Source organism: Kineococcus rubinsiae (assembly GCF_011839805.1).
GTDB lineage: Bacteria > Actinomycetota > Actinomycetes > Actinomycetales > Kineococcaceae > Kineococcus > Kineococcus rubinsiae.
In genome coordinates this window covers 336,231-361,926 of the sequence record NZ_VWPY01000001.1, presented here as the reverse complement: position 1 = coordinate 361,926, position 25,696 = coordinate 336,231, and the positions used below count along the sequence as shown (strand labels likewise).

General features: G+C 75.5%; 22 protein-coding genes. 16 read left to right on the top strand and 6 right to left on the bottom strand.

The window, feature by feature from the left end; genetic code table 11:
• Positions 1–56: 56 nt before the first annotated feature.
• From F1544_RS01715 to F1544_RS01705, 3 genes are all read right to left on the bottom strand, one after another.
• Positions 57–830, bottom strand: a complete 774-nt coding sequence (locus F1544_RS01715; RefSeq protein ID WP_308469825.1) for an SDR family oxidoreductase — start codon at positions 828–830, stop codon at positions 57–59.
• Positions 823–1,863, bottom strand: coding sequence for a zinc-dependent alcohol dehydrogenase (locus F1544_RS01710; RefSeq protein WP_167581245.1), 1,041 nt, complete (start codon positions 1,861–1,863; stop codon positions 823–825). The genes F1544_RS01715 and F1544_RS01710 overlap by 8 nt, the downstream gene beginning before the upstream one ends.
• A gap of 91 nt (positions 1,864–1,954) precedes the next feature.
• Complete coding sequence (locus tag F1544_RS01705; RefSeq protein ID WP_167581243.1) at positions 1,955–2,203, bottom strand: hypothetical protein; 249 nt, start codon at positions 2,201–2,203, stop codon at positions 1,955–1,957.
• A 235-nt stretch (positions 2,204–2,438) separates the two neighbouring features.
• Here F1544_RS01705 and kdpF point away from each other — a divergent pair, with 235 nt between their 5' ends.
• The 13 genes from kdpF (at position 2,439) to F1544_RS01640 (ending at position 19,371) form a co-directional block, all read left to right on the top strand.
• Positions 2,439–2,528, top strand: a complete 90-nt coding sequence (kdpF, locus tag F1544_RS26035) for a K(+)-transporting ATPase subunit F (protein WP_167581241.1) — start codon at positions 2,439–2,441, stop codon at positions 2,526–2,528.
• Positions 2,529–2,561: 33 nt separating this feature from the next.
• On the top strand, positions 2,562–4,223 hold the full coding sequence (gene kdpA, locus F1544_RS01695) for a potassium-transporting ATPase subunit KdpA (protein WP_167581409.1): 1,662 nt from the start codon (positions 2,562–2,564) through the stop codon (positions 4,221–4,223).
• Positions 4,220–6,343: a potassium-transporting ATPase subunit KdpB gene (gene kdpB, locus F1544_RS01690; RefSeq protein WP_167581239.1), complete on the top strand. Its 2,124-nt coding sequence runs from the start codon at positions 4,220–4,222 to the stop codon at positions 6,341–6,343. The genes kdpA and kdpB overlap by 4 nt, the downstream gene beginning before the upstream one ends.
• Before the next feature lies 1 nt (position 6,344).
• Positions 6,345–6,998, top strand: coding sequence for a potassium-transporting ATPase subunit KdpC (kdpC, locus tag F1544_RS01685; protein WP_167581237.1), 654 nt, complete (start codon positions 6,345–6,347; stop codon positions 6,996–6,998).
• 15 nt (positions 6,999–7,013) lie between these two features.
• A complete protein-coding gene (locus tag F1544_RS01680; protein ID WP_308469823.1) occupies positions 7,014–9,626 on the top strand; it encodes a DUF4118 domain-containing protein in 2,613 nt (870 codons plus the stop codon).
• A gap of 55 nt (positions 9,627–9,681) precedes the next feature.
• The gene (locus F1544_RS01675; RefSeq protein WP_167581235.1) at positions 9,682–10,833 is read left to right on the top strand and encodes a magnesium and cobalt transport protein CorA; all 1,152 of its coding nucleotides are present in this window, start codon (positions 9,682–9,684) and stop codon (positions 10,831–10,833) included.
• A gap of 103 nt (positions 10,834–10,936) precedes the next feature.
• On the top strand, positions 10,937–12,871 hold the full coding sequence (locus tag F1544_RS01670) for a putative bifunctional diguanylate cyclase/phosphodiesterase (RefSeq protein ID WP_167581233.1): 1,935 nt from the start codon (positions 10,937–10,939) through the stop codon (positions 12,869–12,871).
• A 125-nt stretch (positions 12,872–12,996) separates the two neighbouring features.
• Positions 12,997–13,611 (top strand): DUF4956 domain-containing protein, encoded by a 615-nt coding sequence (locus F1544_RS01665; RefSeq protein WP_167581231.1) that lies wholly within the window; start codon positions 12,997–12,999, stop codon positions 13,609–13,611.
• Positions 13,608–14,390, top strand: coding sequence for a polyphosphate polymerase domain-containing protein (locus F1544_RS01660; RefSeq protein ID WP_167581229.1), 783 nt, complete (start codon positions 13,608–13,610; stop codon positions 14,388–14,390). Before F1544_RS01665 ends, F1544_RS01660 begins: the two co-directional genes overlap by 4 nt.
• Entirely contained in the window at positions 14,387–15,937 is a 1,551-nt protein-coding gene (locus F1544_RS01655) for a carbohydrate-binding domain-containing protein (protein ID WP_167581227.1), read from the top strand. Before F1544_RS01660 ends, F1544_RS01655 begins: the two co-directional genes overlap by 4 nt.
• A gap of 65 nt (positions 15,938–16,002) precedes the next feature.
• Entirely contained in the window at positions 16,003–17,505 is a 1,503-nt protein-coding gene (locus F1544_RS01650; protein ID WP_167581225.1) for an MptA/MptB family glycosyltransferase, read from the top strand.
• 88 nt (positions 17,506–17,593) lie between these two features.
• Positions 17,594–17,953, top strand: coding sequence for a winged helix-turn-helix transcriptional regulator (locus F1544_RS25115; protein WP_167581406.1), 360 nt, complete (start codon positions 17,594–17,596; stop codon positions 17,951–17,953).
• Complete coding sequence (locus F1544_RS01640; protein WP_208971050.1) at positions 17,950–19,371, top strand: MFS transporter; 1,422 nt, start codon at positions 17,950–17,952, stop codon at positions 19,369–19,371. The genes F1544_RS25115 and F1544_RS01640 overlap by 4 nt, the downstream gene beginning before the upstream one ends.
• A gap of 3 nt (positions 19,372–19,374) precedes the next feature.
• On the opposite strand, the gene ligD is transcribed toward F1544_RS01640, so the two are convergent.
• Genes ligD through F1544_RS01625 form a run of 3 tightly spaced genes read right to left on the bottom strand, consistent with a single transcriptional unit; the run spans position 19,375 to position 22,458 of the window.
• Positions 19,375–20,604 (bottom strand): non-homologous end-joining DNA ligase, encoded by a 1,230-nt coding sequence (gene ligD / locus F1544_RS01635; RefSeq protein ID WP_167581223.1) that lies wholly within the window; start codon positions 20,602–20,604, stop codon positions 19,375–19,377.
• A 19-nt stretch (positions 20,605–20,623) separates the two neighbouring features.
• Positions 20,624–21,379 (bottom strand): ThuA domain-containing protein, encoded by a 756-nt coding sequence (locus F1544_RS01630; RefSeq protein ID WP_167581221.1) that lies wholly within the window; start codon positions 21,377–21,379, stop codon positions 20,624–20,626.
• Positions 21,376–22,458 (bottom strand): Gfo/Idh/MocA family protein, encoded by a 1,083-nt coding sequence (locus F1544_RS01625; RefSeq protein WP_167581219.1) that lies wholly within the window; start codon positions 22,456–22,458, stop codon positions 21,376–21,378. Before F1544_RS01625 ends, F1544_RS01630 begins: the two co-directional genes overlap by 4 nt.
• A gap of 132 nt (positions 22,459–22,590) precedes the next feature.
• Here F1544_RS01625 and F1544_RS01620 point away from each other — a divergent pair, with 132 nt between their 5' ends.
• The 3 genes from F1544_RS01620 to F1544_RS26025 all read left to right on the top strand — a co-directional run bounded on the left by F1544_RS01620 (position 22,591) and on the right by F1544_RS26025 (position 25,693).
• The gene (locus tag F1544_RS01620; protein WP_167581217.1) at positions 22,591–22,827 is read left to right on the top strand and encodes a hypothetical protein; all 237 of its coding nucleotides are present in this window, start codon (positions 22,591–22,593) and stop codon (positions 22,825–22,827) included.
• On the top strand, positions 22,824–24,809 hold the full coding sequence (locus tag F1544_RS26030; RefSeq protein WP_167581215.1) for an APC family permease: 1,986 nt from the start codon (positions 22,824–22,826) through the stop codon (positions 24,807–24,809). Before F1544_RS01620 ends, F1544_RS26030 begins: the two co-directional genes overlap by 4 nt.
• Positions 24,810–24,874: 65 nt before the next feature.
• Entirely contained in the window at positions 24,875–25,693 is an 819-nt protein-coding gene (locus F1544_RS26025) for an IclR family transcriptional regulator (RefSeq protein WP_208971049.1), read from the top strand.
• The last annotated feature ends 3 nt before the right edge of the window (positions 25,694–25,696 follow it).

Genomic DNA, 25,696 nt, shown 5'->3' with positions numbered 1-25,696 from the left:
GATCTCGTGACCTGCGGTGCGGGGACCCCCGCACCGGGGTGGAGCCTCTCGCGTCCTCACCGGCCGAGCCACCCGCCGTCCACGGGCAGGACCACGCCGTGGACGTAGTCCGAGGCGCGCGAGGCCAGGAAGACGGTGGCGCCCGCGAGGTCGTCGGCGGTGCCCCAGCGCCCGGCCGGGATGCGCTCGAGGATCGAGGCGCTGCGGGCGGCGTCGGCGCGCAGGGCCTCGGTGTTGTCGGTGGCGACGTAGCCGGGCGCGATGGCGTTGACGTTGACGCCGCGCCCCGCCCACTCGTTGGCCAGGGCCCGGGTGAGCCCGGCCACGGCGGACTTCGCGGCGGTGTAGCCGGGGACGTTGATGCCGCCCTGGAAGCTCAGCAGCGACGCCGTGAACACGACCTTGCCGGAACCCCGGGCGAGCATCGCGGCGCCGAGGCCGCGGGCCAGCACGAACGGGGCGGCCAGGTTGACCTCGAGCACGTGGTCGAAGTCGGCGTCGGGGTGCTCGGCCGCGGGGGCCCGGCGGATGGTGCCCGCGTTGTTCACCAGCACGTCCACGGGGCGGTCGCGGGCGGCGAGGTCGGCGGCGAGCTGCGTCGTGGCGGCGCGGTCGGAGAGGTCGACGCGCAGGCCCTCGAAGGTGCGGCCGAGCCCGCGCACGGCCTGCTCCACCTCGCTACCGTCCTCCAGCTGCGCGCTCACCCCGATGACGTCCGCGCCGGCGGCGGCCAGCGCCGTCGCCATCGCGAACCCGATGCCGCGGCGCGCGCCCGTGACGACCGCGAGCCGGCCCGTGAGGTCGAACGGGTTCGCCGGTGCGTCAGCCACGGGGCGCTCCGGTGTCCTCGCGGCAGTCGACGAGGACCTTGACGACGCCCGCGCCACCCTCGAGGGCGGCGAACGCGTCCGCGGCCTGCGCCAGCGGCACGACGCGGGAGATCACGGTGTCGGCCGGGACCGCTCCCGAGGCGACGAGCTCGACGGCCCGCTCGAAGTCGCTGCGCTCGTACAGCCGGGCGCCGATGAGCGTCAGCTCCCGCCAGAAGAACCGGTGCAGGTTCACCTCGCGCGGCGTGGGGTGGATGGCCACGAGGCAGAGGCGCCCACGGACCCCCAGGACGTCGACGGCGGTCGTGACGCCGCCGGCGGCGCCGGACACCTCGAAGGCTACGGCCGCGCCGGCGCCCCCGGTCCACTCCTCGACCGCGGCGACGACGTCCTGCTCGCGCGGGTCGAGCGTCTGCAGCCCGAGGCCCGCGGCGACCGAGCGCCGGTGCGCGTCGAGCTCGACCACGCGGACGTCCGCGCCGGTGCTGGTGGCGACGAGGGCGATGAGCAGGCCGACCGGCCCCGCGCCGACGACGACGACCGTCTCCCCGGCCTGCACGCCGGCGCGTCCCACGTCGTGCACGGCCACCGCGGTCGGCTCGACCAGGGCGGCGTCGCGCAGCGACAGCCCGTCGGGTAGCCGGACGAGGGTGGAGGCGGGGACGTTCCAGCGCTGCTGCAGGCCGCCGGGGGAGTCGATGCCGATGAAGTCGAGGTGCTGGCAGACGTGCTGGTTCCCGGCGAGGCACGCGGGGCAGGTGCCGTCCCAGGCCAGCGGCATGACGGTCACGCGGTCGCCGACCGCCCAGCCCTCGACGCCCTCGCCGACGGCCGCGACGACCGCGGACACCTCGTGGCCGATGACGGCGGGACGCGAGACCCGCTGGTCCATGTCCCCGTGGAAGATGTGCAGGTCGGTCCCGCAGACCCCGGTGAACGCGGGGGCGACCTGGACCTGACCGGCGGCCGGCGGCGCGGTGTCGGCCGGGCCGACCTCCACGGTGCGGGCGCTGACGTAGCGCGCTGCGAGCATCGTCGCTCCTCTGATCGATAATCGATTGCCGAGACTACGACCGTCGTCCGGACGCGTCAACGGTCGGCGACGACGAGGTCGAGAGGTGGGCTCAGGCGTCGGCGGGAGGTTCCCGGAACGACGGCGTCAGGCCGTCGGCCGGGTCCCCGTCGGCGCCGTCCCGCGGCGTCAGGGCGGGCAGCGGGGCGTCGTCGTCCGCCGAGAGGCCGGCCTGCGGCGAGGCCTCGACGTGAGGCGCGTCCCCGCCGGGGGAGTCACCGGGGCCGGGACCACCCGGTTCCCCGGCGTCGCTGCCGGTGGCCATCGCGCTGTCCGGTGCGGGGTCCTGGATCTCGTCCACGGGCCGCTCCTACCCGGGGGGCGGCGGTCCACGCGTCAAGGACGCGTCAAGGAACGGGGTGCCCGCGTCAGGGGGGCGTCAAGACGGACGGGGCGGGGGTCCCGCGGTGCTGGACTCCGGACGTGCCACCGTCCACCCCCTCCCCAGGAGTCCCCGTGCTCGACCTCGGGTTCGTCGCCCTCACCCTCGTGCTCGCGCTGGTCGCGACGCTGCTCGTCCGCGCGCTGGAACGCCGGTGAGCGCGGGTGAGGCCGTGGGCCTCGTCCTCGCCGTCCTGCTCGCGGGGTACCTGCTGCTCGCCCTGCTGCGCCCCGAGAGGTTCTGAGGCGTCGTGAGCTCCCTGTCCGACGCCGGCTCCCTGTCCGACACGGCGGCCGGTCTCCTGCAGATCGGCCTCCTGCTCCTGCTGCTCGCCGCGGTCCACGTGCCGCTGGGCGACCACATCGCCCGCACGATGACCTCGTCGCGCCACCTGCGCGTCGAGCGGGCCGCGTACCGCCTGCTGCGCGTGGACGCCGACGCCGACACCCGCTGGCCCACCTACGCGCTGTCCGTCGTCGGCTTCTCGACCGTCTCGATCCTGCTGCTGTACGCGTTCCTGCGTCTGCAGGGCTTCCTGCCGCTCTCGCTCGGGTTCGGCGCGATGGAGCAGACGCAGGCGTGGAACACCGCCGTGTCCTTCGTGACCAACACCAACTGGCAGTCCTACTCGGGGGAGTCGGCCCTCGGTCACCTCGTGCAGATGGCCGGCCTCACCGTGCAGAACTTCCTCTCCGCGGCCGTCGGGCTGGCCGTCGCCGTGGCCCTCGTGCGCGGCCTGGTCAGCCGGGGGACGTCGACGATCGGCAGCTTCTGGGTGGACCTCGTCCGCTCGACCGTGCGCGTCCTGCTCCCGCTCGCGCTCCTCGCGGCCGTCCTGCTGCTCCTGACCGGCGTCGTGCAGAACCTCACCGGTGCGACGGAGTACACGACGCTGGCCGGCGGGTCGCAGACGATCGTCGGCGGGCCGATCGCCTCCCAGGAGGCGATCAAGGAGCTCGGCACCAACGGCGGCGGCTTCTTCAACGCGAACTCCGCCCACCCGTTCGAGAACCCGAACGCCGTCTCGAACCTCCTCGAGGTGTTCCTGCTGCTGGTCATCCCGTTCAGCCTGCCCCGCGCGTTCGGCACGATGGTCGGCGACCACCGGCAGGGCCTCACGATCCTCGCGGTCATGGGCGGGCTGTGGGGCGCGTCCCTGGCCGTCACGACGTGGGCCGAGACGCACGCGCTCGGCACCGTGCCGCAGGCCGTCGGCAGTGCGATGGAGGGCAAGGAGGTCCGCTTCGGCGAGTGGGCGTCGGCGCTGTTCGCGACCTCGACGACCATGACGTCCACGGGCGCCGTGAACTCCTTCCACGACAGCTACACCGCCCTCGGCGGCGGCGCCCTGCTGCTGAACATGATGCTCGGCGAGGTCACCCCCGGCGGGGTCGGTTCCGGCCTGTACGGGATGCTCGTCCTCGCGATCCTCACGGTGTTCCTGGGCGGCCTCATGGTGGGCCGCACGCCGGAGTACCTCGGCAAGAAGATCCGCCAGCGCGAGATCACCCTCGTCGCCCTGTACATCCTCGCGACGCCGTTCGCCCTGCTCGTCGGGGTCGCCGTCGCGCTGTCCGGCGCGTCGACCCGCTCGGCGATGCTGAACTCCGGCCCGCACGGGCTCTCGGAGCTGCTGTACGCCTTCGCCTCGGCGGCCAACAACAACGGCAGCGCCTTCGCCGGGTTCGGCGCGAACACGCCCTTCTACAACACCGCGCTCGGCCTGGCCATGCTGCTCGGCCGCTTCGTGCCGCTGCTCCTCGTCCTGGCGCTGGCCGGGGCGTTCGCCCGGCAGCGGCCCGCGGACGCCACCACGGGCACGCTCCCGACGTCCTCGGTCACGTTCGCCGGCCTGCACGCCGCGGTCGTCCTCGTCGTCGCCGGTCTCACGTTCTTCCCCGCCCTGTCCCTCGGACCCCTCGCAGAGGCTCTCGCATGAGCACGCCCACCCTCCCCGGCACCTCCACCCCCGCCGGCCCCTCGGAGCCGGCCGGAACCGCTGCGCCGCACCGCGTCGCCAGCGGGGCCTTCAGCCCCCGCCAGCTCGTCGCGTCGCTGCCGGACGCGCTGCGCAAGCTGGACCCGCGCCACCTGGTGAAGACCCCCGTCATGTTCGTCGTGGCCGTCGGGGCGGCGCTGTCCACCGTCCTCGCCGTCAGCGACCCGTCGGTCTTCGCCTGGGTCATCGTGGTCTGGCTGTGGATCACCGTCGTGTTCGCCAACCTCGCCGAGGCCGTCGCCGAGGGCCGCGGCCGGGCGCAGGCCGCGTCCCTGCGCAAGGTCAGCTCCGAGACCAGCGCCCGCCGGCTCCCGCCCGGCTGCGGCGCGGAGGAGAACGTCCGCTCCAGCGAGCTGCGCCCGGGCGACCTGGTGGTCGTCGAGGCCGGGCAGACCGTCCCCGGCGACGGGGACGTCGTCGAGGGCGTCGCGAGCGTCGACGAGTCCGCCATCACGGGGGAGTCGGCACCGGTCATCCGCGAGTCCGGCGGTGACCGCAGCGCGGTCACGGGCGGGACCACGGTCCTGTCCGACCGCATCGTCGTGCGGATCACCGCCAAGCCGGGCGAGAGCTTCGTCGACCGGATGATCGCCCTGGTCGAGGGGTCCGCGCGCCAGCGCACGCCCAACGAGATCGCCCTGAACATCCTGCTGGCGAGCCTCACGCTGGTGTTCCTGCTGGCCGTGGTCACGCTGCAGCCCATGGCCGTCTACTCCGGCCGCCCGCAGAGCGTCGTCGTCCTGGTGGCCCTGCTGGTCTGCCTCATCCCCACGACGATCGGGGCCCTGCTGTCCGCGATCGGCATCGCCGGCATGGACCGGCTGGTGCAGCGCAACGTGCTCGCCATGTCCGGGCGGGCCGTCGAGGCCGCCGGGGACGTCGGGACGCTGCTGCTGGACAAGACGGGCACCATCACCCTCGGCAACCGCCAGGCGCACGAGCTCCTCCCCGCCCCCGGGGTGGACGAGGCCGAGCTGGCCGACGCGGCGCAGCTGTCCAGCCTCGCCGACGCGACCCCCGAGGGCCGCTCGATCGTCGTGCTCGTCGAGGCGCACCACGGGCTGCGCGCCCGCGCCGAGGGCGAGCTACCGGGTGCGACGTTCGTGCCGTTCACGGCGCAGACCCGCATGAGCGGCGTCGACCTGCCCACGGCGGGCGACGGCGTGCGCCAGGTCCGCAAGGGCGCCGCCGCGGCCGTCACCCGGTGGGTGCGCGCCGAGGGCGGCGAGGTCCCCGCCGAGGTCGGCCGGTGCGTCGAGGAGGTCTCGACCGCGGGCGGGACCCCGCTCGTCGTGGCCGAGTCCGTCCGCGGCCAGGCCCGCGTGCTCGGCGTCGTCCACCTCAAGGACGTCGTCAAGGAGGGCATGCGGGAACGCTTCGAGCAGCTGCGCGCCATGGGCATCCGCACCGTCATGGTCACCGGCGACAACGAGCGCACGGCCCGGGCCATCGCCGCCGAGGCCGGCGTCGACGACGTCCTCGCCGAGGCCACGCCCGAGGAGAAGCTCGCCCTGATCCGCCAGGAGCAGTCCGGCGGGCGGCTCGTGGCCATGATGGGCGACGGCACCAACGACGCCCCCGCCCTGGCCCAGGCCGACGTGGGCGTCGCGATGAACACGGGCACCTCGGCCGCCAAGGAGGCCGGGAACATGGTGGACCTGGACTCCGACCCCACCAAGCTCATCGAGATCGTGGAGATCGGCAAGCAGCTGCTCATCACGCGTGGGGCGTTGACGACGTTCTCCATCGCCAACGACGTCGCCAAGTACTTCGCGATCATCCCGGCGATGTTCGTCACGACGTTCCCGCAGCTGGACCGGCTGAACGTCATGCGGCTGGCGACGCCCGAGTCCGCCATCGTCTCGGCGATCGTCTTCAACGCCCTCGTCATCGTGGCGCTGATCCCGCTGGCCCTGCGGGGCGTGCGCTACCGGCCCTCCAGCGCCGCCGCCCTGCTGCGCCGCAACATCCTCGTCTACGGCCTGGGCGGCGTCCTCGTCCCGTTCGTCGGCATCAAGCTCATCGACCTGCTCGTCTCGACCATCCCGGGGATCGGCTGACATGTCCTCCACCGCAAGCACCGCCACCCTCGAACCCGCGGGTTCGACGGAGAACGGCGGGGCTCCCACGGCCTCGCTCACCGCTCTCGTGCGCCAGGCGCGCACCGGCCTCGTCCTGCTTGTGGCCATGACCGCGCTGCTCGGCCTGGTCTACCCCGGCGTCGTCTACGCCGTCGGCCGGCTCGTGCCCGAGCGCGCCGACGGGCAGGTCGTCCGCGTGGACGGCCGGCCCGTCGGGTCGGCGCTGATCGGGCAGCAGTTCACGGGCGCGCAGTGGTTCGCGCCCCGGCCCTCGGCGGCGGGCGACGGGTACGACCCGCTGGCCTCCGGCGCCTCCAACCTCGGGCCGGAGAGCACCGACCTCGCGACGTCGGTGGCGGAGCGGCGGGCCGCGGTGGCCGCCGCCGACGGCGTCGACCCCGCGTCCGTCCCGGCCGACGCGCTCACCGCGTCCGGCAGCGGGCTCGACCCGGACATCTCGCCGGCGTACGCGCAGGAGCAGGTGGCGCGCGTCGCGCGGGCCCGCGGCCTCGACCTGACGGTCGTCGCGGGGCTGGTCGCCGCGCACACGTCCGGGCGGGCCGCGGGGTTCCTCGGCGAGGAGCACGTGAACGTCCTCGAGCTGAACGTCGCGCTCGCCGCGACGGCCGGCTGACGGCGGAGGGGCGACGTGGGCGAGCGCGGCCGGCTGCGGGTCTTCCTCGGCGCCGCCCCCGGGGTCGGCAAGACCTTCGCGATGCTCGACGAGGCCCACCGCCGGGCCGAGCGGGGCACCGACGTGGTCGTCGCGGTCGTGGAGACCCACGGCCGCGAGCGCACGGCCGCCGCCCTCGAGGGGCTCGAGGTCATGCCGCGGCAGCGCAGCACCCACCGCGGCGTGGAGTTCGACGAGCTGGACCTCGAGGGCGTCCTGCGCCGCGCCCCCGAGGTCGCCGTCGTCGACGAGCTCGCCCACACCAACGTGCCGGGGGCGAAGAACCCCAAGCGGTGGCAGGACGTCGCCGAACTGCTCGCGGCGGGGATCGACGTCGTGTCCACGGTGAACATCCAGCACCTGGAGTCCCTCAACGACGTCGTCGAGCACATCACCGGCGTCCGCCAGCGCGAGACGGTCCCCGACGAGGTGCTGCGCCGCGCCGAGCAGGTCCAGCTCGTCGACATGACCCCGGAGGCCCTGCAGCGCAGGCTCTCGCACGGCAACGTGTACGCCTCCACCAAGGTGGACGCGGCGCTGTCGAACTACTTCCGCCTCGGCAACCTCACGGCCCTGCGGGAGCTCGCTCTGCTCTGGCTGGCCGACCGGGTGGACGAGGGGCTGGAGCGCTACCGCGCGCAGCAGGGGATCGACGCGCCCTGGCCGGCGCGCGAGCGCGTCGTCGTCGCCCTCACCGGGGGAGCCGAGGGGGACACGCTCGTGCGCCGGGCCGCGCGCCTGGCCGGCCGCGGGGCCGGCGGGGAGCTGCACGCGGTGCACGTGGCCAGCGCGGACGGGCTCGTGCGCTCCTCCCCGGTCCTGCTCGCCCAGCAGCGGGCGCTGGCCGAGACCCTCGGCGGCACCTACCACCAGGTCGTCGGGGAGGACGTCGCGCAGTCGCTGCTGGAGTTCGCGACCGGGCTGAACGCCAGCCAGATCGTCGTGGGCGCCAGCCGGCACGGGCGCCTGTCGGCCCTGTTCCGGCGCAGCGTCGGCGACGGCGTGGTGCGCGGCTCCGGCGCCATCGACGTGCTCGTCGTCACCCACGACCAGCACCCCGAGGGGTTGCGCCTGCCGCGCCGCGCGCGCGCCGCGCTCTCGCCCAGCCGCCGGCTGCTCGGCTGGCTCGTCGCCCTCGGCGGTCCCGCGGTCCTGACCGCGCTGCTGCTCGCCCTGCCGCCCCAGGACCTGTCCACCGATCTCATGCCGTTCCTCGTCGTCGTGGTGGCCGCGGCCCTCACCGGCGGGGTGTGGCCCGCCCTGGGCGCGGCCCTGCTCGGCAGCCTCCTGGTGAACTGGTTCTTCACCGTGCCCCTGCACCAGCTCACGATCGCCCAGCCGGCCAACGCCGCCGCCCTCGGCGTGTTCCTGCTCGTCGCCGTCGCGGTGTCGGGCACGGTCGACCGCGCCGCCCGCCGCAGCCAGGACGCGGCCCGCAGCCGCGCCGAGACCGAGGCGCTGTCGGTCCTCACCCGCACCGCCCTCGTCGCGGCCCACCCCCTCGACGAGGCGCTCGAGCACACCCGCCAGACGTTCGCGGTCGACGCCGTGAGCCTCCTCGAGCGCGACGACGCGGCGTCGCCCTGGCGGCTGGTCGCCGCGGCCGGGGACCCCGCGTGCGGCGCACCGGCCGACGCAGACGCCGAGGTGGTCGTCGAGGACACCGTCTGCCTCGCCCTGCGCGGCCGGCTGATCAGCGCCGACGACCGCCGCGTCCTGGTGGCCTTCGCAGGGCAGCTCGCCGCGCTGCGCCAGCGCCAGCGGCTGCGCGCCGAGGCCGCGCAGGTCCGGCGCCTGGAGGAGGGCGACGCCGTGCGCGGTGCCCTGCTCACCGCGGTCTCCCACGACCTGCGCACCCCGCTGGCGACCCTCAAGGCGTCCGTGGACAGCCTGCGCGCCACCGACATCGAGCTGTCCGCGGCGGAGCGCGCGGAGCTGCTCGCCTCGGTGGGCGGCTCGGCGGACCGCCTGCAGGGGCTCATCGACGACCTGCTGGACCTCACGCGCGTGCGCAGCGGCGTCGTCGAGCCGCGGATGGTCGTCGTCGGCCTCGACGAGGTCGTCGACCTCGCCGTCGCCGGCCTCGACGTCCCCGGTCTCGACGTCTCGGGTCGGGAGGGCGCGCGGCTCTCCGTCGACGTGCCCGCGGACCTCCCGCCGGTCTGCACCGACCCCGGTCTCCTGCAGCGGGTCGTGGCCAACCTCGTGCAGAACGCCCAGCGCCACGGCGGCGGCGCCGGCCCCGGCGCCGCGGCACCCGCGCGGGTCGAGGTCGTCGCGAGCGTCTCCGTGGACGACGGCCGCCGGCAGGTGCGGCTGCTCGTCGTCGACCACGGCCGGGGCCTCGCCGGCGCCGCGAAGGAGCGGGCCTTCACGCCGTTCCAGCGGCTCGGCGACCGCTCCGGCGCGGGGCTCGGGCTGGGGCTCGCCGTGGCCCGTGGCCTGGCCGAGGCGGTCGGGGGCCACCTCGTCGCGGAGGACACCCCGGGCGGCGGGCTGACGATGGTGCTGGACCTGCCCCTGGCCGGGCACGCCCACGTGCTCGTCCCCGACGAGGCGGCGCGACCCGTGCGCGAGGAGGAGGTGTGACAGTGGGAACGTGTCCGGCGGCCCGCCCGCACCGTCCGCCCCGAGGAGGAACCCCGTGACCGCTCGACCGCTGTCGCTGCGCCGCCGCGCGGGCGCACCCCCGGCCGCCGCTCCGCCGCCGGTCCCGGCGGAGGCGGAGGCGGAGGCGGAGGCCGACCACGCCGCGCCGCGCGGGCGGGGCGACGGGCTGGCCATGCTGCCCGTCGTCGACTGCAAGCTCTACGACGCCCAGGGCGGGCACTGCCGCGTCGACGACCTCGACGGGGCGCTGGCGACCGCCCGCACCGACGGCGGGTTCGTCTGGATCGGCCTGCACGGCACCAGCGCCCGGGACCTGGAGCGGCTCGCCGGGTTCTTCCAGCTGCCGGCGCTCGCGGTCGAGGACGCCATCAACGCCCACCAGCGGCCGAAGTTCGAGCAGTACCCCGGCATGACGTTCGCGGTCCTCAAGCCCGTGCGCTACGTCGACCACGACGAGGTCGTCGACGTCAGCGAGATCGCGATCTTCCTGGGGGAGCACTTCCTCATCACCGTCCGCCACGGCGAGTCGACCGTCGTCGCGGGCGTGCGGGCCGAGGTGGACTCGGACGCGCAGCACGCCCCGACGGGCCCGGGTTCCGTCCTGTACCGCCTCCTGGACCACGTCGTGGACGGCTACACCGAGGCCGTCGACGAGATCGCGATCGACATCGAGGAGATCGAGGCGGCGGTGTTCAGCGGGGGCGAGGACGACCACGCCGAGCGGATCTACAAGCTCAAGCGCGAGGTGCTCACGTTCAAGCGGTCCGTCGGGCCGCTGGTCGGGCCGCTGCAGCGCCTCGTCGAGGGGGACCCGGGCTCCACGGCGTCGGCCACGATCGCCGCCGAGAAGCGCCCGTACTACCGCGACGTCCTCGACCACCTGCTGCGCGCCGTGGACGCGATCGACGGCTACGACCGGCTGCTCACCGATGTGCTGCAGGCGCACCTCACGCAGGTCAGCGTGCGGCAGAACCGCGTCGCGGCCCGGCAGAACGAGGACATGCGCAAGATCTCCGCGTGGGCGGCGATCGCCCTGGTGCCGACGGCGATCGCCGGGATCTACGGCATGAACTTCCAGAACATGCCGGAACTGAGCACCCGGTACGGGTACTTCGTCGTGCTCGGGGTCATCCTCAGCGTCTGCGTCAGCCTCTACGCGGTGTTCCGGGCCAAGGACTGGCTCTGACGACCCGCCGTCCGGCCACCGCCCGCTGCGCACCGGCTGCAGTACGGTCGGAGCGACGGTAGGGGCGGGCGCCCCGCGGGGCGGGGGCTGGAGGGGTTCGCTCGTGGATCTCGCTCAGATGTGGCGCGCACTCGCGCCGCTGGTCGCGGCCGAGGTCGCCGACGACGTGTTCACCCGCCGCAGCCTGGCCCGCGTGCTGGGCCTGCAGTACGTCCTCGGCGGTGCCCTGGCCCTGGCCTTCGCCCTGCTGGTCCTGCCCGACGCGACGCGGACGCCGGTCCTGGCCTGCGCCCTCACCGCCTTCGGCGCCGGGACCGCGATGGGCGTCGTCAGCGTGGTGCGGGTGTCCTCGTCGACGCTGACGGTCCTGTCCCACGCCTGCATCCTGTCCGCGCAGGTCGTCGTCGCCGTCGCGCACGTCGTGGCCCGGGCCCCGGGCGGCCCGTTGCTGCTGTTCCTGCTGTGGACGGCGCCCTACGCGGGGATCTTCTCCGCGCGCGCCCGCTGGCTGCACGTCGCCGCGGGCTGCACCGCCCTGGTCGTCGCCTCGTGGTGGGTCCCCGGCGCACCGGCCGCGAAGGCGGTGGGTGTGGTGATCTTCGCTGCGACGGTGCTCATCACCAGCATGCTGACGTCGCGGATGACCGCCCGGCTGCGGCGCAGCGCCACCCAGGACCCCCTGACGGGGCTGCCCAACCGCCGCATCCTCACCGCCGCCGCCCGCGCGGCCCTCGCCCGGCGCGCCGCGCGCGGCGGCACGGTGGCCGTCCTCCTGATCGACCTGGACCGGTTCAAGCACGTCAACGACACCTTCGGCCACGAGAGCGGCGACGCGCTGCTGCAGCAGGTGGTGCCCCGGCTGCTGGCGGCGCTGGAACCCGGCGACGTGCTGGCCCGCCTCGGCGGCGACGAGTTCGCCGTGGTCTGCGAGGGCCTCGGCGCCGGGCGGGACGCCGTCGGGGTGGCCGCCCGGCTCACCGCGGTGTGGGGCGGGGCGTTCGCCGTCGGGGGGCGCAGCCTGCACGTCAGCGGCAGCACCGGGGTCGCGGTCGCCGGGGAGGGGGCGACGCCGCGGACGCTGCTGCGCGACGCCGACGCCGCCATGTACGAGTCCAAGCGCAGCGGCCCCGGGGCCTTCCGGCTGTTCTCCGACGACGTCTCCGCCCGCGCCGAGCGCCTGCTGATGCTGGAGCAGGGCCTGCAGCAGGCCGTGGAGCGCGACGAGCTGACGGTCCACTACCAGCCGGTCGTCGCCCTCTCCGGCGCCGCCGCCGGCTGCACCCTCGGGGCCGAGGCGCTGCTGCGCTGGTCGAGCCCGGAGCTCGTAGCCGTCGGTCCGGACGAGTTCGTCCCCGTCGCCGAGGGCGCGGGGCTCGTGGCCGCGCTGGGGGACTGGGTGCTGGACCGCGCCTTGGGCGACCTCGCGGGCTGGCGGGCGCGCGGCGAGGTGGACGAGGACTTCCAGGTCGCCGTCAACGTCAGCGCCCACCAGCTCACCGCCGCCCTGCCCGACCGGGTCGCCGAGCTGCTGGCGCGCCACGGCCTGGGGGCGGCCAGCCTGGGCCTGGAGCTCACGGAGACCGCCGTCGTCACCGGCGGCACCGCCGCGGAGGTGCTGCAGCGCCTGCGCGACCTCGGCGTGACGCTGCTGCTGGACGACTTCGGCACCGGCTACTCCTCGCTGTCGCAGCTGCAGGAGCTGCCCTTCCACGTCGTGAAGGTCGACCGCTCCTTCGTCGCCGGGATGGCCTCCTGCCCGCGCGACCGGGCGCTCGTGCTGGCGGTGCTGTCCCTGGCCGGGGCCCTCGGCATGTCGGTCGTCGCCGAGGGCGTGGAGGACGCCCGCCAGGCCGAGCAGCTGCGCGCCGCGGGCTGCGGGGCCGCGCAGGGCTGGTACTTCGCCCGCGCGGTGCCCCGCGTCGACCTCCCGGCCGCGGTGGTCGAGGCGGGCGCCCGGCTGGCGCTGCTCGCACCGCCTGCGTCCCTCGCCCCGCAGTTCCGCCGGAGGAGCCGGGTCCCGACCGGCCGGGAGGGCTGACCCGGGTCCCCCGACCCGGGACCTGCCCGCGGCTCACAGGAGGCGCACGGGAGGGTCAGCGCAGGGGGACAGGCGGTTCCGGTTCCGTGGTGTCGTCCACCTGCCGCTGAACCGGAGGGCATCCCATGGCCCCGTACGTCCTTCCCCTGGCCGACCTCGCCGGGATCACGATCCTCGTCTTCGGGCTCTTCCTGCCCCGCCACCGCCGCCCGGAACTGGTCGTCGCCTTCCTCACGACCAACGTCGGGGTCCTCGCGGTCTCCGCGGCGCTCGCGAGCAGCACCATCGGGGCCGGCCTCGGGCTCGGCCTGTTCGGCATCCTGTCGATCATCCGGCTGCGGTCGGAGGAGCTGTCCCAGCACGAGGTCGCCTACTACTTCGCGGCGCTCGCGCTGGGCCTGCTCGGCGGGCTAAGCGCCGGCGCCGACCTCGTCGACCTGGCGCTCATGGCCGCCGTGCTCGCCGCCGTCGCGATCGGCGACCACCCCCGCGTCAGCCCGCGCACGCGCTCCCAGCAGCTCCTGCTGGACCGCGCCCACACCGACGAGACGGCGCTGCGCCACCACCTCGAGGCGCTCGTGGGCGGACCGGTCCTCGCCACGAAGGTCCTGCGCACCGACCTGGTCAACGACACGACCCTCGTCGACGTCCGCTACCGGCCGCCCGCCGCCGCGGAGACGGCTCCCGCCGTCGTCCCGGCCGAGCGGTTCGAGCCTCACCGCGTCGAGTCGCTGCGGTGAGCCCGGCCCCGGTCCGGCTCCGCCACCTCCCGGCGGTCGGGCTCGACGACCTGGTCCGTGAGGCCGAGCTGCTGGTCCGGGTGGACCGCAAGTACGTCGTCGGGATCGACGAGGTCGACGCCCTCCTGGGGCAGGTGCCCCCGGGCACCCGCGTCCTGCGCATCGACGGGGAGCGCGACTTCGGCTACCGCTCCACGTACTTCGACACCCCCGACCTGCGCAGCTACCTCACCTCCGGCCGCTCCTCCCGCGGCCGGTGGAAGGTCCGGGACCGGACCTACGAGGACACGGGTGGGACGTGGCTGGAGGTGAAGACCGCCGGCCCGCGGAACCAGACCGTGAAGCGGCGCCTCGCCCGTCCCGGCCCGGCGCAGGGAGCCTTCTGCCCCGAGGGGACCGCCCTGCTCGACGGCGTGGTGGGGCCCGGGACCGCGGGAGCCCTGCGGCCCGTGCTCGTGACGACCTACCGGCGCAGCACGCTGCTGCTCCCGGGCGCCGCCGCCCGCGTCACCGTCGACGTCGACCTCGGCTGGGCCTCGCTCACCAGCGGTCGGGAGCTCACGCGCCCGCGGCTCGCGATCGTCGAGACGAAGACCGGGTCGACGCCCTCGCCGGTCGACCGCCTGCTCTGGGCGCGGGGGCACCGGCCCGTGCGGATCTCGAAGTTCGGGGCCGGCATGGCCGCCCTGCACCCCGGGCTGCCGCGCCTGAAGTGGCACCGCGCCCTCGAACGCCACCTGTCCTGCCCGACCCGGCCCACCGGAGGAACCACCTCATGACGCACCCCGCCCCGCTCCGCCGCCTCGTCGCCGCGGGCGCCGCCGCCCTCGTCCTCGCCCTGGGGGCGTGCACCGCCGGCACCGACGCGGTCACCGGCTCGACCAGCGCCTCCAGCAGCAGCACGGTCGACGCGAGCACGATCGCCTCGACCGTGCCCACCCTCGCCGACACCCACGCCCAGGCCGACGACGGGGACGTCGACGTGTCGACCGCCACGGCCGTCTCCCTGGCCGACGGCGCCAGCACCGTCGACGGGGCGGGCGCGAGCGTGGACGGGGACGTCGTCACGATCACCCAGGCGGGGACCTACACGCTGTCCGGGACCCTCACCGACGGCCAGGTCGTCGTCGACAGCGCGGGGGAGGGGAAGGTCGTCCTCGTCCTGGACGGGGTCGACCTCACGTCCTCGACCACGTCGCCACTGGTCGTGACCGCGGCGGACGAGGCGGTCGTGGTCCTGGCCGACGGCTCCACCAACGTCCTGGCGGACTCGGCCGCCTCCGCCGCGGACGACGACCAGGAGGACGCCCCCACCGCCACGCTCTTCTCGATGGCCGACCTGACCATCGCGGGCACCGGCTCGCTGACGGTCACCGGGGCGAGCAACGACGGCATCGCCAGCAAGGACGGGCTGGTCGTCCTGTCCGGCACGATCACCGTCGACGCGGTCGACGACGGCCTGCGCGGCAAGGACTACCTCGTCGTCGAGGGCGGGGACCTCACCGTCCGCGCCGGCGGCGACGGCCTGAAGTCCGACGACGACACCGCCGGGGAGCTGGGCTGGATCCTCGTCGACGGGGGCACCCTCACGGTCTCGGGCGAGTCCGACGGCGCCGACGCGGTCGGGGCCGTCTACGTGACCGGCGGCAGCCTCACGGTCCCCGCCTCCGGCGAGGGCCTCGAGGCGGCGGTCATCACCGTCACCGGCGGCGCCGTCGACGTCACCGCCTCCGACGACGGCCTGAACGCGACCGACGGCAGCGTCAGCGGCGGGGGCGAGGACGCGGAGGACGGGGTCCTGCTGACCGTCAGCGGCGGAACGGTGCTCGTCACCGCCGGCAGCGACGGGATCGACTCCAACGGGTCCGCCACGATCAGCGGGGGGACCACGGTCGTGAGCGCCGCGGCGGGCGGAGGCGGCGGCGACGGCGCCTTCGACGTCAACGGCACGCTGAGCGCGCCGGCCGCGGTCACCGTGGCGACGGACGGGGTGAGCGCCGGGCAGCTCGTCGCCCTCGCCGACGCCGACGGGAACGTCGTGGCGAGCTACCCGCAGCCCGCGGCGACCTCCGTCGTCGTCGCCGCGACCGGCCTCGTCGCCGGGCAGACGTACACCGTCTGGGCCGGTGGCACCGGGGCGACGAGCACGACGACCGTCGACGGGCTCACCCAGGTCGGCACCGCGACCGCGGCGACCGTCGAGACGGCCGCGGCCGGCGGCGGCGGCGGGCGGGGCGGGTTCGGCGGCGGGACCCGCCCGGCGCCCGCGGACACCGGCACGGGGGACACCGGCACGGGGGGCACCGGCACCGCGGCGACCACCTGACGTCCGCGGCCCGCCCCGGCACGGCGCCCGGGCGGGCCGCGAGCGCGTCTGGGATCGTCCTCAGCGTGCAGAGCGAGAGCGCCGGCGGCGCGGAACCCGACCTCGCCCGGCCGGGGCTCGTGCGGCTCGCCGTCGCGGGGGCCGTCAGCGTCGCCGCGTCCGTCGCCATGCTGGTGGTCGGGCCCATGGGCGCGGCGCGGGCCCCGTGGCTCGCGGTGCTGCTGGCCTCCTGGGCCGCGTTCGGGCTCAGCGCCTGGTGGGCGCTGCGGGCGCCGGCCCCCGCGACGCCCCGCAGCCGGCGCCGCGCGCTCGGGCTCGTCCTGCTCGTGGCGGCGCTCTGCCAGCTGCCGGGGCTGAGCTCGATCCCGCTGTCGTCCACCGACGCCTACCGCTACGCCTGGGACGGCCGCGTGCAGGTCGCGGGCGTCTCGCCCTACCGCTACGCACCCGCCGACGACGCGCTCGCGCGGCTGCGCGACCCGATCCTCTTCCCCGGCCTCGGCCCGGACGACAGCAGCGGCCTCACCACGGTGCGCGACCTGCCCCGCGAGCGCGCCGCGTTCGACGCCGTCATCCACGACGACCCGCGGGTGCGCATCAACCGGCCCCGCACCGTGACCATCTACCCGCCGGCGGCCGAGGCCTGGTTCGCGGCCGTCGCGCTCGTGACGCCGTGGTCGGCGGGGACCCTGGGCCTGCAGATCAGCTCGGCGCTGCTGGCGCTGCTCACCACCCTCGTCATCGGCCTCGTCCTGGCGCGCCGGGGCGGCGACCCGCGCTGGGCGCTGGTGTGGGGGTGGGCGCCGGTCACCCTGGCCGAGACGGGCAACGGCGCCCACGCCGACGTCCTCGTGGCCGCCGCGGCCGTGGCCGCCCTCGCGCTGCTCAGCCTGCGCCGCAGGGTGCTCGCGCCCGTCCTCGGCGGCATCGCCCTCGGCCTCGCGGTGTCCGCGAAGCTGCTGCCGCTCGCGCTGCTGCCCGTGACCGTGCCGCTGCGGCACCGCTTCGGGCCCTGGCTCGCGGCGCCCGTCGCGCTGCTCACCGTCGCCGCCACCTACGTCCCCTACGTGCTCGGCGCCGGGGGACTGGTGTTCGGCTACCTCGGCGGCTACCTCGACGAGAACGGCTTCGACTCCGGCGCCACGAAGTTCTCCGTCCTGGCCGTGCTGCAGGTGCCGCCGGCCGCGCGCTCGGCGCTCGCGGTGGCGGTGCTGCTGGCCGTCGCCGTCGTCGTCGCGTGGCGCACCGACCCGGAGCGGCCCTTCGTCGGGGCGGTCGTCCTGTACGGCACGACGCTGCTCGTGCTGACCCCGAACTACCCCTGGTACGCGCTGCCCGTCGTCGCGCTCGCCGCCCTGGCCCGCCGGCCCGAGTGGCTCGTCGTCGCGCTGCCCGGCGCCGTCGTGAACTCGGTCGTGCCCCCCGCCGAGGTGGTCGTCGCCGTCTGGGGCGCGGCCGCCGGGGTCGTCGCGGTCGCGTCCCTGCTGCGCGCCGTGCGGTCCCGGACCCCGCTGCCCGCGGCGGGGCCCGCGCCCGTGCTGCGCGGCGAGGCGGTTCCCGAGGGGTAGTCGCTGCGTGGACGGAAGCGCCCCCGCCTGGTACCTGTGGGGCGTGCCCGACCTCGCGAGCCCCCCCTCGCCGAACCCCGCCGCCCCCGTGCCCGCGGGCGACCCCTACCGGCAGGCCTGCCCGACCCGCCGGGTGCTCGACCGCATCGGCGACCGGTGGACCGTCCTGGTCATCGGGGCGCTCGCGGAGGGGACGCTGCGGTTCTCCGAGGTGGCCCGCCGCGTCGAGGGCGTCTCGCCCAAGGTGCTGACGCAGACGCTGCGCGCCCTCGAGCGCGACGGCCTCGTCACCCGCACCGTGCACCCCGTCGTCCCGCCGCGCGTGGAGTACCGCCTCACCGCGGCCGGCACCTCCCTGCGCGAACCCCTGCGGGCGCTGGAGGAGTGGGCGGTCGAGCACCTCGGCGGCGTCCTGGACGCCCAGCGCCGCTACGACGACGGCCGGTGAGCGGACCCGGCGGCAGCTCCCTGCCCTCCACGCTCGGCGACCCCGCGGCCCGCGGCTGGTCGCGCTCCGTCGCCCTGGTCGTCGCCGCGGCGTTCTTCATGGAGAACCTCGACGCGACGATCCTCGCGACGGCGACCACCTCGATCGGCCGCGGCTTCGGCGTGCCCGCCGCGCAGGTCAGCATCGCCATCACCGCCTACCTGGTCGCGGTCGCGGCGTTCATCCCGCTCGGGTCCTGGCTCGCGGAGCGGTGGGGTTCCCGGCCCGTGTTCCTCGGCGCGGTGGCGCTGTTCACGCTGGCGTCGGTGGCCTGCGCGCTGAGCCCGGACCTGCGGACCCTGACGCTCGCGCGCCTGGTCCAGGGCTTCGCGGGCAGCATGATGGTCCCCATCGGGCGGCTCGTGGTGCTGGCCGAGACGGGCAAGGCGGACCTGGTGCGCGCCATCGCCTACCTGACGTGGCCCGCCCTCGTGGCGCCCGTGGTGGCGCCGCTCGTCGGGGGCCTGCTCACCGAGTACGCGGGCTGGCCGTGGATCTTCCTCGTCAACGTGCCCGTCGGGGTGCTGCTGCTCGTCGTGGCCTGGCGGGTCGTGCCGCACGTGGCGACGCGCCGGCGCCCCCTGGACGTCCCCGGCCTCCTCGGCAGCGCCGTCGCGATCGCCGCGCTCGTCCTGGGGTTCGAGGCCGTCACCGACCCGGCCACGGCGGGGCGCGGGAGCGCCCTGCTCGTCCTCGCCGCGGTCAGCGGCCTCGCGTCGTGGTGGTGGCTGCGCCGCGCGGAGCACCCCCTCCTGGACCTCACGACCCTGCGGATCCCCACCTTCCGGGTCTCCAACGGGTCCGGGTCCGTCTACCGCGCGGCCGTCAGCGCCGCGCCGTTCCTCGTGCCGCTGCTGCTGCAGGACGGCTTCGGCTGGAGCCCCGTCGACGCCGGGCTGATGCTCATGTGGGTCTTCGTGGGCAACCTCGGGATCAAGCCGTTCACGACGCCGCTGCTGCGCCGGTTCCCCGTCGTGCCGATCGCGCTGGTCGCGGCCGTCGTCCTCGCGGCCACGTTCGTCGCGAGCGCGGCGCTGCAGCCCGGGACCCCGCGGGCGCTGGTCGCCCTCGTGCTGCTGGTCTCCGGGGTCGCCCGCTCGGTGGGGTTCACGGCCTACAACACCCTGCAGTTCGCCGACGTCCCGCCGCCGCGGATGGGCCCGGCCAACGCCCTGGCCGCCGTCAGCGCCCAGCTCGCCACCGGCCTCGGGGTGGCCGTCGCGGCGCTCGCCGTCCGCAGCGCGCAGGCCCTGACCCCCGGCGCCGCAGCACCTCACGGGTACCGGGTGGCGCTCCTCGTCATGGCCGTGGCCGCCCTGGCCAGCACCGTCGGCGGCCTGCGGCTGCCGCGCGGGGCCGGGCACGTGCTGCGCCGCTGAGGGTCAGCGGCGGCGCTGGCTCCCGCGGTAGGTCGCCCACGGGTCGTAGTCGACCTCGAGGGCGGCCTGCTCGGGCCGCAGCTCCTCGGGCACGTGCTGCAGGTTGATCCGCACCCGGTACCAGAGGGAGCTGCTGCCCCGCATGCCGTCGACGAGCACGTCGCGCTCCTCGAGCAGCGGCACGACCTCGGGGTGGCGGCCCTTCCACGTCTCCAGGCCCGCGAGCACCTCGGGCTTCGTGCGCGCCCGGGCCACCTCGATCACGGGGACCGTCATGGTGCGCGACCCCTTGCCGCGCGGGGCCTTCTCGGCCGGCCCGAGCCGTTCCGCGAGCTCCAGCAGCGGGCCGAGGGAACCTCCGAGGCCGTCCATGCCGGCCCAGGGGTCGCCGCGCTCGGCGAACCGGCGCGGCACCGTCGTCAGCGTGTGCTCGGCGGGGTCGACCTCGCGGACCTCGTCCCACTCCAGCGGCGTCGAGACCCGGGCGTCGGCGCGGCCGCGCACGGAGTAGGCGCTGGCGACCGTGCGGTCCTTGGCGTTCTGGTTGAAGTCCACGAACACGCCCTGGCGCTCCTCCTTCCACCACCGGCTCGTCGCGAGCTCCGGCACGCGGTTCTCGATCTCGCGCGCCACCGTCTCCGCGGCGAGGCGCACCTCGCGGTAGGCGTGCACGGCGTCGAGCGGGGCGTAGACGTGGATGCCGCGGGAGCCGGACGTCTTGGGCCACGCCGTGAGGCCGTGGTCGGTGAGGACCTCGCGCGCGACGAGCGCCACGTCGACGATCTGCTGCCAGTCCACGCCCGGCATCGGGTCGAGGTCGATGCGCAGCTCGACGGGGTGTTCCAGGTCCTCGGCCATCACCGGGTGCGGGTTCAGGTCGACGCACCCGAGGTTGACCACCCAGGCGAGCCCGGCCTCGTCGCGGACGACCGTCTCGGCGGCCGACGTCCCCGACGCGTAGTGCAGCTCCGCGACCTCGACCCAGTCGGGGCGCTTGGCGGGGGCGCGCTTCTGGAACACGGCCTCCTCGCCGATCCCCTTGACGAACCGCTTGAGGACCATGGGCCGGCCGCGGACCCCGCGCAGCGCCCCGTCGGCGACCGCGAGGTAGTAGGCGACGAGGTCGGCCTTGGTGTGGCCGGCGTCGGGGAACACCACCTTGCCGGGGTTGGTGATCGTCACCTCGCGGCCGGCGAGCTCGAGGACCTGCGCCGCGGTGGGGGACGTCGCCATCCCCGCAGCCTAGGTCGGGTCAGTCCCCGGAGGGGGAGAACGGTCCCGTGGCGGGGTTCGTGACGGCGGGGACGGCGCGCTCCAGGCCGGGCTGGTGCGCCCACCGCACGCCGTTGGCGAGGATCCGCCGCACCTGGGGGTGGTGGTAGACGGGGTACTCCTGGTCGCCCGGGCTGAAGTAGAAGATCCGCCCGCGCCCGCGCAGGTACGTCATGCCGGAGCGGAACACCTCGCCGTCCGGGAACGCGCTGATGAAGATCAGCTCGTCGGGCGCCGGCACGTCGAAGGGCTCGCCGTACATCTCCTGCTGCTCGATGACGAAGGGGTTCGGGACCCCCGCCGCGATCGGGTGCGCGGTCGCGACGGTCCAGACGACCTCGCGCTTGCCCTCGTTGCGCCACGCCAGCGAGCACGTGGTGCCGAGCAGCCGGATGAGGATCTTCGAGAAGTGGCCCGAGTGCAGGACGACGAGGCCCATCCCGGCCAGCACGTGCCGCTGCACGCGGTCGACGACCTCGTCGGCGACGTCGCCGTGCGCGACGTGCCCCCACCACATGAGGACGTCGGTCTGCGCGAGGACCTCCTCGCTCAGGCCGTGCTCCGGGTCGGAGAGCACCGCCGTGCGCGTCTGCGCCCCGGGCACGAGCTCCGCGACGGCCTGGGCGATGGCGCCGTGCAGGCCGTCGGGGTAGTCCTGCGCCATGCTCGGCGGGTTGCCCGTGGACTCGTGGACGTTCTCGTTCCAGACCGTCACGCGGACGGGAGCGTCGTTCACCGGGGGACCTCCGTGCGGGGGGTGGGCGGGACGCGCAGGTCGGCGGGCACGACGACGTCCTCGACGCGCCCGGACGCCGCGGACCGGGTCGCGGCCTCCATGAGGGCCACGCTGCCGAGGTTCCCGCGGGCGTTCGCCTCCGACGCGGGACCGCCCTCGACGGCGCGGGCGAACTCCTGCAAGCCGGCGGAGCGTCCCCACAGGGGCATCTCGGGCAGCGGGACGGGTGCCGGGTCGGCGCCGGGCCGGAACACGGTCACGGCGTCGCCGTCCGGGCCCGCGGGCCCCCCGGCGCGGGTGGTGAAGGTCAGCGCGCCCTCGGACCCGTCGACCGTCCAGGTGCCGCCCCAGTTCGTCTGCGGCAGGCGGCTGACCCAGCTGCCGCGGTAGCTGACGACGAGGCCGTCGGCGAGCTCGATGGACATCACCGCGGCGGCCTCCTCGGCGTAGCGGCTCCAGTCCGGGTCGCTCGCCCGCGCGAACACGCGCACCGCCTCCTGGCCCGTGATCTTGCGCAGCAGGTCGAAGTGGTGGATCGCCATGTCGTGGATCAGCGGGTGCGGGAAGTCGTAGTGGCCGTAGGTGCCCGCCGCCGCGTCGTGGTCCCAGCGGCGGAAGTCGACGCTGATGCCGGACAGGTCGCCCAGCTCGCCCGCCGCGAGGAGCTGCTGCGCCGCGCGCGGGGCCGGGTAGAACCGGTAGTTCTGGCTGACCTGCAGCACGAGCCCGAGCTCCTCCGCCCGCCGCACCGCGACCGCGGCCTCCTCGACCGTGCTCGCGAACGGCTTCTCCACGAGGACGTGCTTGCCGGCCTCGAGGGCCTGCAGCGCCATCGGCACGTGGGTGCGCACGGGCGTCGTCAGCAGCACGGCGTCGGCGTCCACGCTCGCGAGGGTCTCCTCGAACGACGTGGAGCACGCGGCGTCCGGGAGACCGCGGAGTTCCTGGAACCGGCGCAGGGTGGGCTCGTGGGGCTCGACCACGGCGACGCGGTCGACCTCCGCGACCGGCCCGATCGCGTTCGCCTCCCAGTCCCCGCCCCAGCCGCCGAGCCCTGCGTGGATGAGCCTGATCGTCACTGCGTCCCCGTCTCCGTCGACCGTCGCGGGAACCCTACCGACCCGCCTGGCGGCCGGCGTCCCGAGGGCGGGGGGCGGTCACCGCGGCCGCGACGTGTCGCCGCGTCCGGCCCCCGGCGGCAGACTCGGGCCATGGACGACCACCTGGGGGACGACCCCTTCGCCGACCGCGTCGCCCCGCGGATCGGTGAGCTCACCGCCGAGGCGCAGCGCCGCGGACTGGCGCTCGAGCCGCGCCTGGACGGCGACTGGGACCTCTTCGAGCAGACCCCGGACGGGCGCCGTGCGATCACCGTCGAGGGCGCCCCGCCCGGCAGCGGCCTGACGCAGGAGCTGGTCGCCGCGTACCTGTCCTCGACCGAGCGGTGAGCGTCGGGGAGGACTACGCCGTCCCGGCCGAGGTGGACTGCCCCGCGACAGGCCCCCGGCCGCCCGCGACCGGGTTCCGGCACTGGCTGCTGGCGAACCGCGTGCAGCCCGCAGGGCCCGCCGCTCAGGGCGAGCACGTCCACCCGCAGGCCTGGTGGAAGGTCATGTGCCTGACGGGTGTCGACTACTTCTCGACGCTGTCCTACCTGCCCGGCATCGCCGCCCTCGCCGCCGGGGCCCTGTCCCCGGTGGCGACCCTGCTGATCGTGGCGCTGACCCTGCTGGGGATGCTGCCGATGTACCGCCGCGTGGCCGCCGAGAGCCCGCACGGGCAGGGTTCCGTGGCGATGCTCGAGGACCTCCTGCCGTTCTGGCGGGGCAAGGTGTTCGTCCTCGTGCTCCTGGGTTTCGTGGCGACCTCGTGGATCATCACCATCACCCTGTCCAGCGCCGACGCGAGCGTGCACCTGCTGGAGAACCCCTACCTGCCGGCCGCGCTCGACGGCCACGCCGTGCTCATCACGGTCGCCCTGCTGCTCGTGCTGGGCGGGGTGTTCCTCCTCGGCTTCAACGAGGCCGTGACGGTGGCGATCCCGCTCGTCGCCGCGTTCCTGCTGCTGAACGCCGCCGTCGTGGTCGTCGGCGTCGCGGACGTGGTGGCCGACGGGGCGTCGTTCAGCGCGTGGACCGACCGGCTCACGGCGGGCGGCGGCGGGTTCGGCGGGGTCCTCGGTCCGGCCGTGCTCGCGTTCCCCCTGCTGGTGCTGGGGTTGTCGGGCTTCGAGACCGGCGTCTCGATGATGCCGCTGGTCGCGGCGGAGGGCCGCACGCCCGAGGAGCAGCTCGCCTCGCGGGTGCGCAACACGCGCCGGCTGCTGACGGCGGCCGCGCTGATCATGAGCGTCTACCTGCTCGCGACGAGCTTCGTCACGACCGTCCTCATCCCGCCCGCGGAGTTCGCCGACGGCGGAGCGGCCAGCGGGCGCGCGATGGCCTACCTGGCGCACGAGCGGCTGGGCAACGGTTTCGGCACCGCCTACGACGTCTCCAGCGTCCTGATCCTGTGGTTCGCGGGCGCCTCCGCGATGGCCGGCCTGGTGAACATCGTGCCCCGCTACCTGCCCGGGTACGGGATGGCCCCGGAGTGGGGCCGCGCCGTGCGGCCCGTCGTCCTCGTCTACACGGCGATCAGCGTCCTGCTCACCATCGCGTTCCACGCCGACGTCGACGCCCAGGCCGGCGCCTACGCGACGGGCGTGCTGGCGATGATGGTCTCGGGCGCCGTGGCCGTCACGGTGTCCTCGGCCCGCAGGCGCCAGCGGGTGGCCACCCCGGCGTTCGGGCTGCTGACCGCGGTCCTGCTGTACGCGCTGCTCGACAACGTCTGGGAGAAGCCCGACGGCATCGCCATCTCGGGGTTGTTCATCGCGGGCATCGTCGTCGTCTCCCTCGTGTCCCGCGTCTCGCGCACCACGGAGCTGCGCGCCGAGCGGATCGAGTTCGACGAGGAGGCGCGGCGCATCATCACCGAGTCCCTGGAGTTCGACGGCGCCCTGCACCTGATCGGGAACCGCCCGGGCAGCGGGACGCCCGAGGAGTACGCGGCCAAGGAGGCCCGCATCCGCGGCATGGACCCGGTGCCCGGCGGGGCCGACGTCGAGTTCCTCGAGGTGGCCGTCGTCGACCCGTCGGCGTTCTCCGACGTCCTCTGCGTGCGCGGGGTCGTGGTCGGCGGGTTCCGGGTCCTGCGCACCGAGGCGCCCGCCGCCCCGAACGCGATCGCGGCGATCCTCCTCGCGCTGCGCGACGCGACCGGCGTCCGGCCGCACGCCCACTTCGAGTGGACCGAGGGGAACCCGCTGGGCCACCTCATGCGGTACCTGATCCTGGGCCGCGGGGACACGGCCCCCGTCGTGCGGGAGATCCTCCGCTCGGCCGAGCCGGACGCCGCGCGCCGGCCCAGCATCCACGTCGGCGGCTGAGGCCCGCGGAGCCCGTCGACCGGCGGCTCGTGGACAGGACGCCCCCGCGCCCGCACGCTGAGCGGGTGCCGGGGGAGTCCGTGGTGTCGCGGGTCGTGCGGCTGCTCGACGCCTTCGCCCCGGGCGACACCGCGCTGGGGGTGTCCGAGATCGCCCGGCGCTCCGGGCTGCACGTCGCGACCGCGTCCCGGCTGGTGGCCGAGCTCGTGCAGCAGGGTCTGCTCGTCCGGCTGGACGACCGGCGCGTGCGGCCCGGGGTGCGCCTGTGGGAGCTGGCCTCGCGGGCCTCGCCGACGCTGGGCCTGCGCGAGGCCGCGATGCCCTCCCTGCAGGACCTGCACGGCGTGGTCGGCCACCACGTCCAGCTCGCGGTCCTCGACGGCCACGAGGTCCTGCACCTCGAGCGGCTCAGCGCGGCCGGCGCCGTCGTGAACCTCTCGCGCATCGCGGGCCGGCTGCCGCTGCACCTGTCCTCCTCGGGGCTGGTGCTGCTGGCCGCCGCCCCCGAGGAGGTGCGCGCGCACGTGCAGGCTGCGGAGCTGCCCGGCCTGACGCCCGCGTCCATCACGACGGCCGCGCGGCTGCGGGCCGAGGTCGCCCGCGTGCGCGCGCAGGGCTACGCGCTCTGCGTCGGGCACGTCCACCCCGAGGCCACGGGCATCGCCGTGCCCGTGCGCGACGGGCGCGGCGACGTCGTCGCGGCCCTGTCCGCGATCGTGCCCGCCACCTCGGCGGCGCGGCGGCTGGTGCCCGCGCTGCAGGCCGCGGCCCGCGGCACCACCCGCCGGCTGTCCGCGGGGGTGCCGGGCGACGGCCCCGGGCGAGCCGGTCTCTCACTGGGTGAGAACCCCCTGGCCCCGGACCCGGCGCTGCCCGCACGCTGACCT

Coding starts and splice junctions, on each gene's coding strand:
- ligD (WP_167581223.1), bottom strand. CDS start 20,604: ATGGCGACGTCCCCCACCGCGGCGCAGGTCCTCGAGCTCGCCGGCCGC.
- F1544_RS01710 (WP_167581245.1), bottom strand. CDS start 1,863: ATGCTCGCAGCGCGCTACGTCAGCGCCCGCACCGTGGAGGTCGGCCCG.
- kdpB (WP_167581239.1), top strand. CDS start 4,220: ATGAGCACGCCCACCCTCCCCGGCACCTCCACCCCCGCCGGCCCCTCG.
- F1544_RS01620 (WP_167581217.1), top strand. CDS start 22,591: ATGGACGACCACCTGGGGGACGACCCCTTCGCCGACCGCGTCGCCCCG.
- F1544_RS01655 (WP_167581227.1), top strand. CDS start 14,387: ATGACGCACCCCGCCCCGCTCCGCCGCCTCGTCGCCGCGGGCGCCGCC.
- F1544_RS01665 (WP_167581231.1), top strand. CDS start 12,997: ATGGCCCCGTACGTCCTTCCCCTGGCCGACCTCGCCGGGATCACGATC.
- kdpC (WP_167581237.1), top strand. CDS start 6,345: ATGTCCTCCACCGCAAGCACCGCCACCCTCGAACCCGCGGGTTCGACG.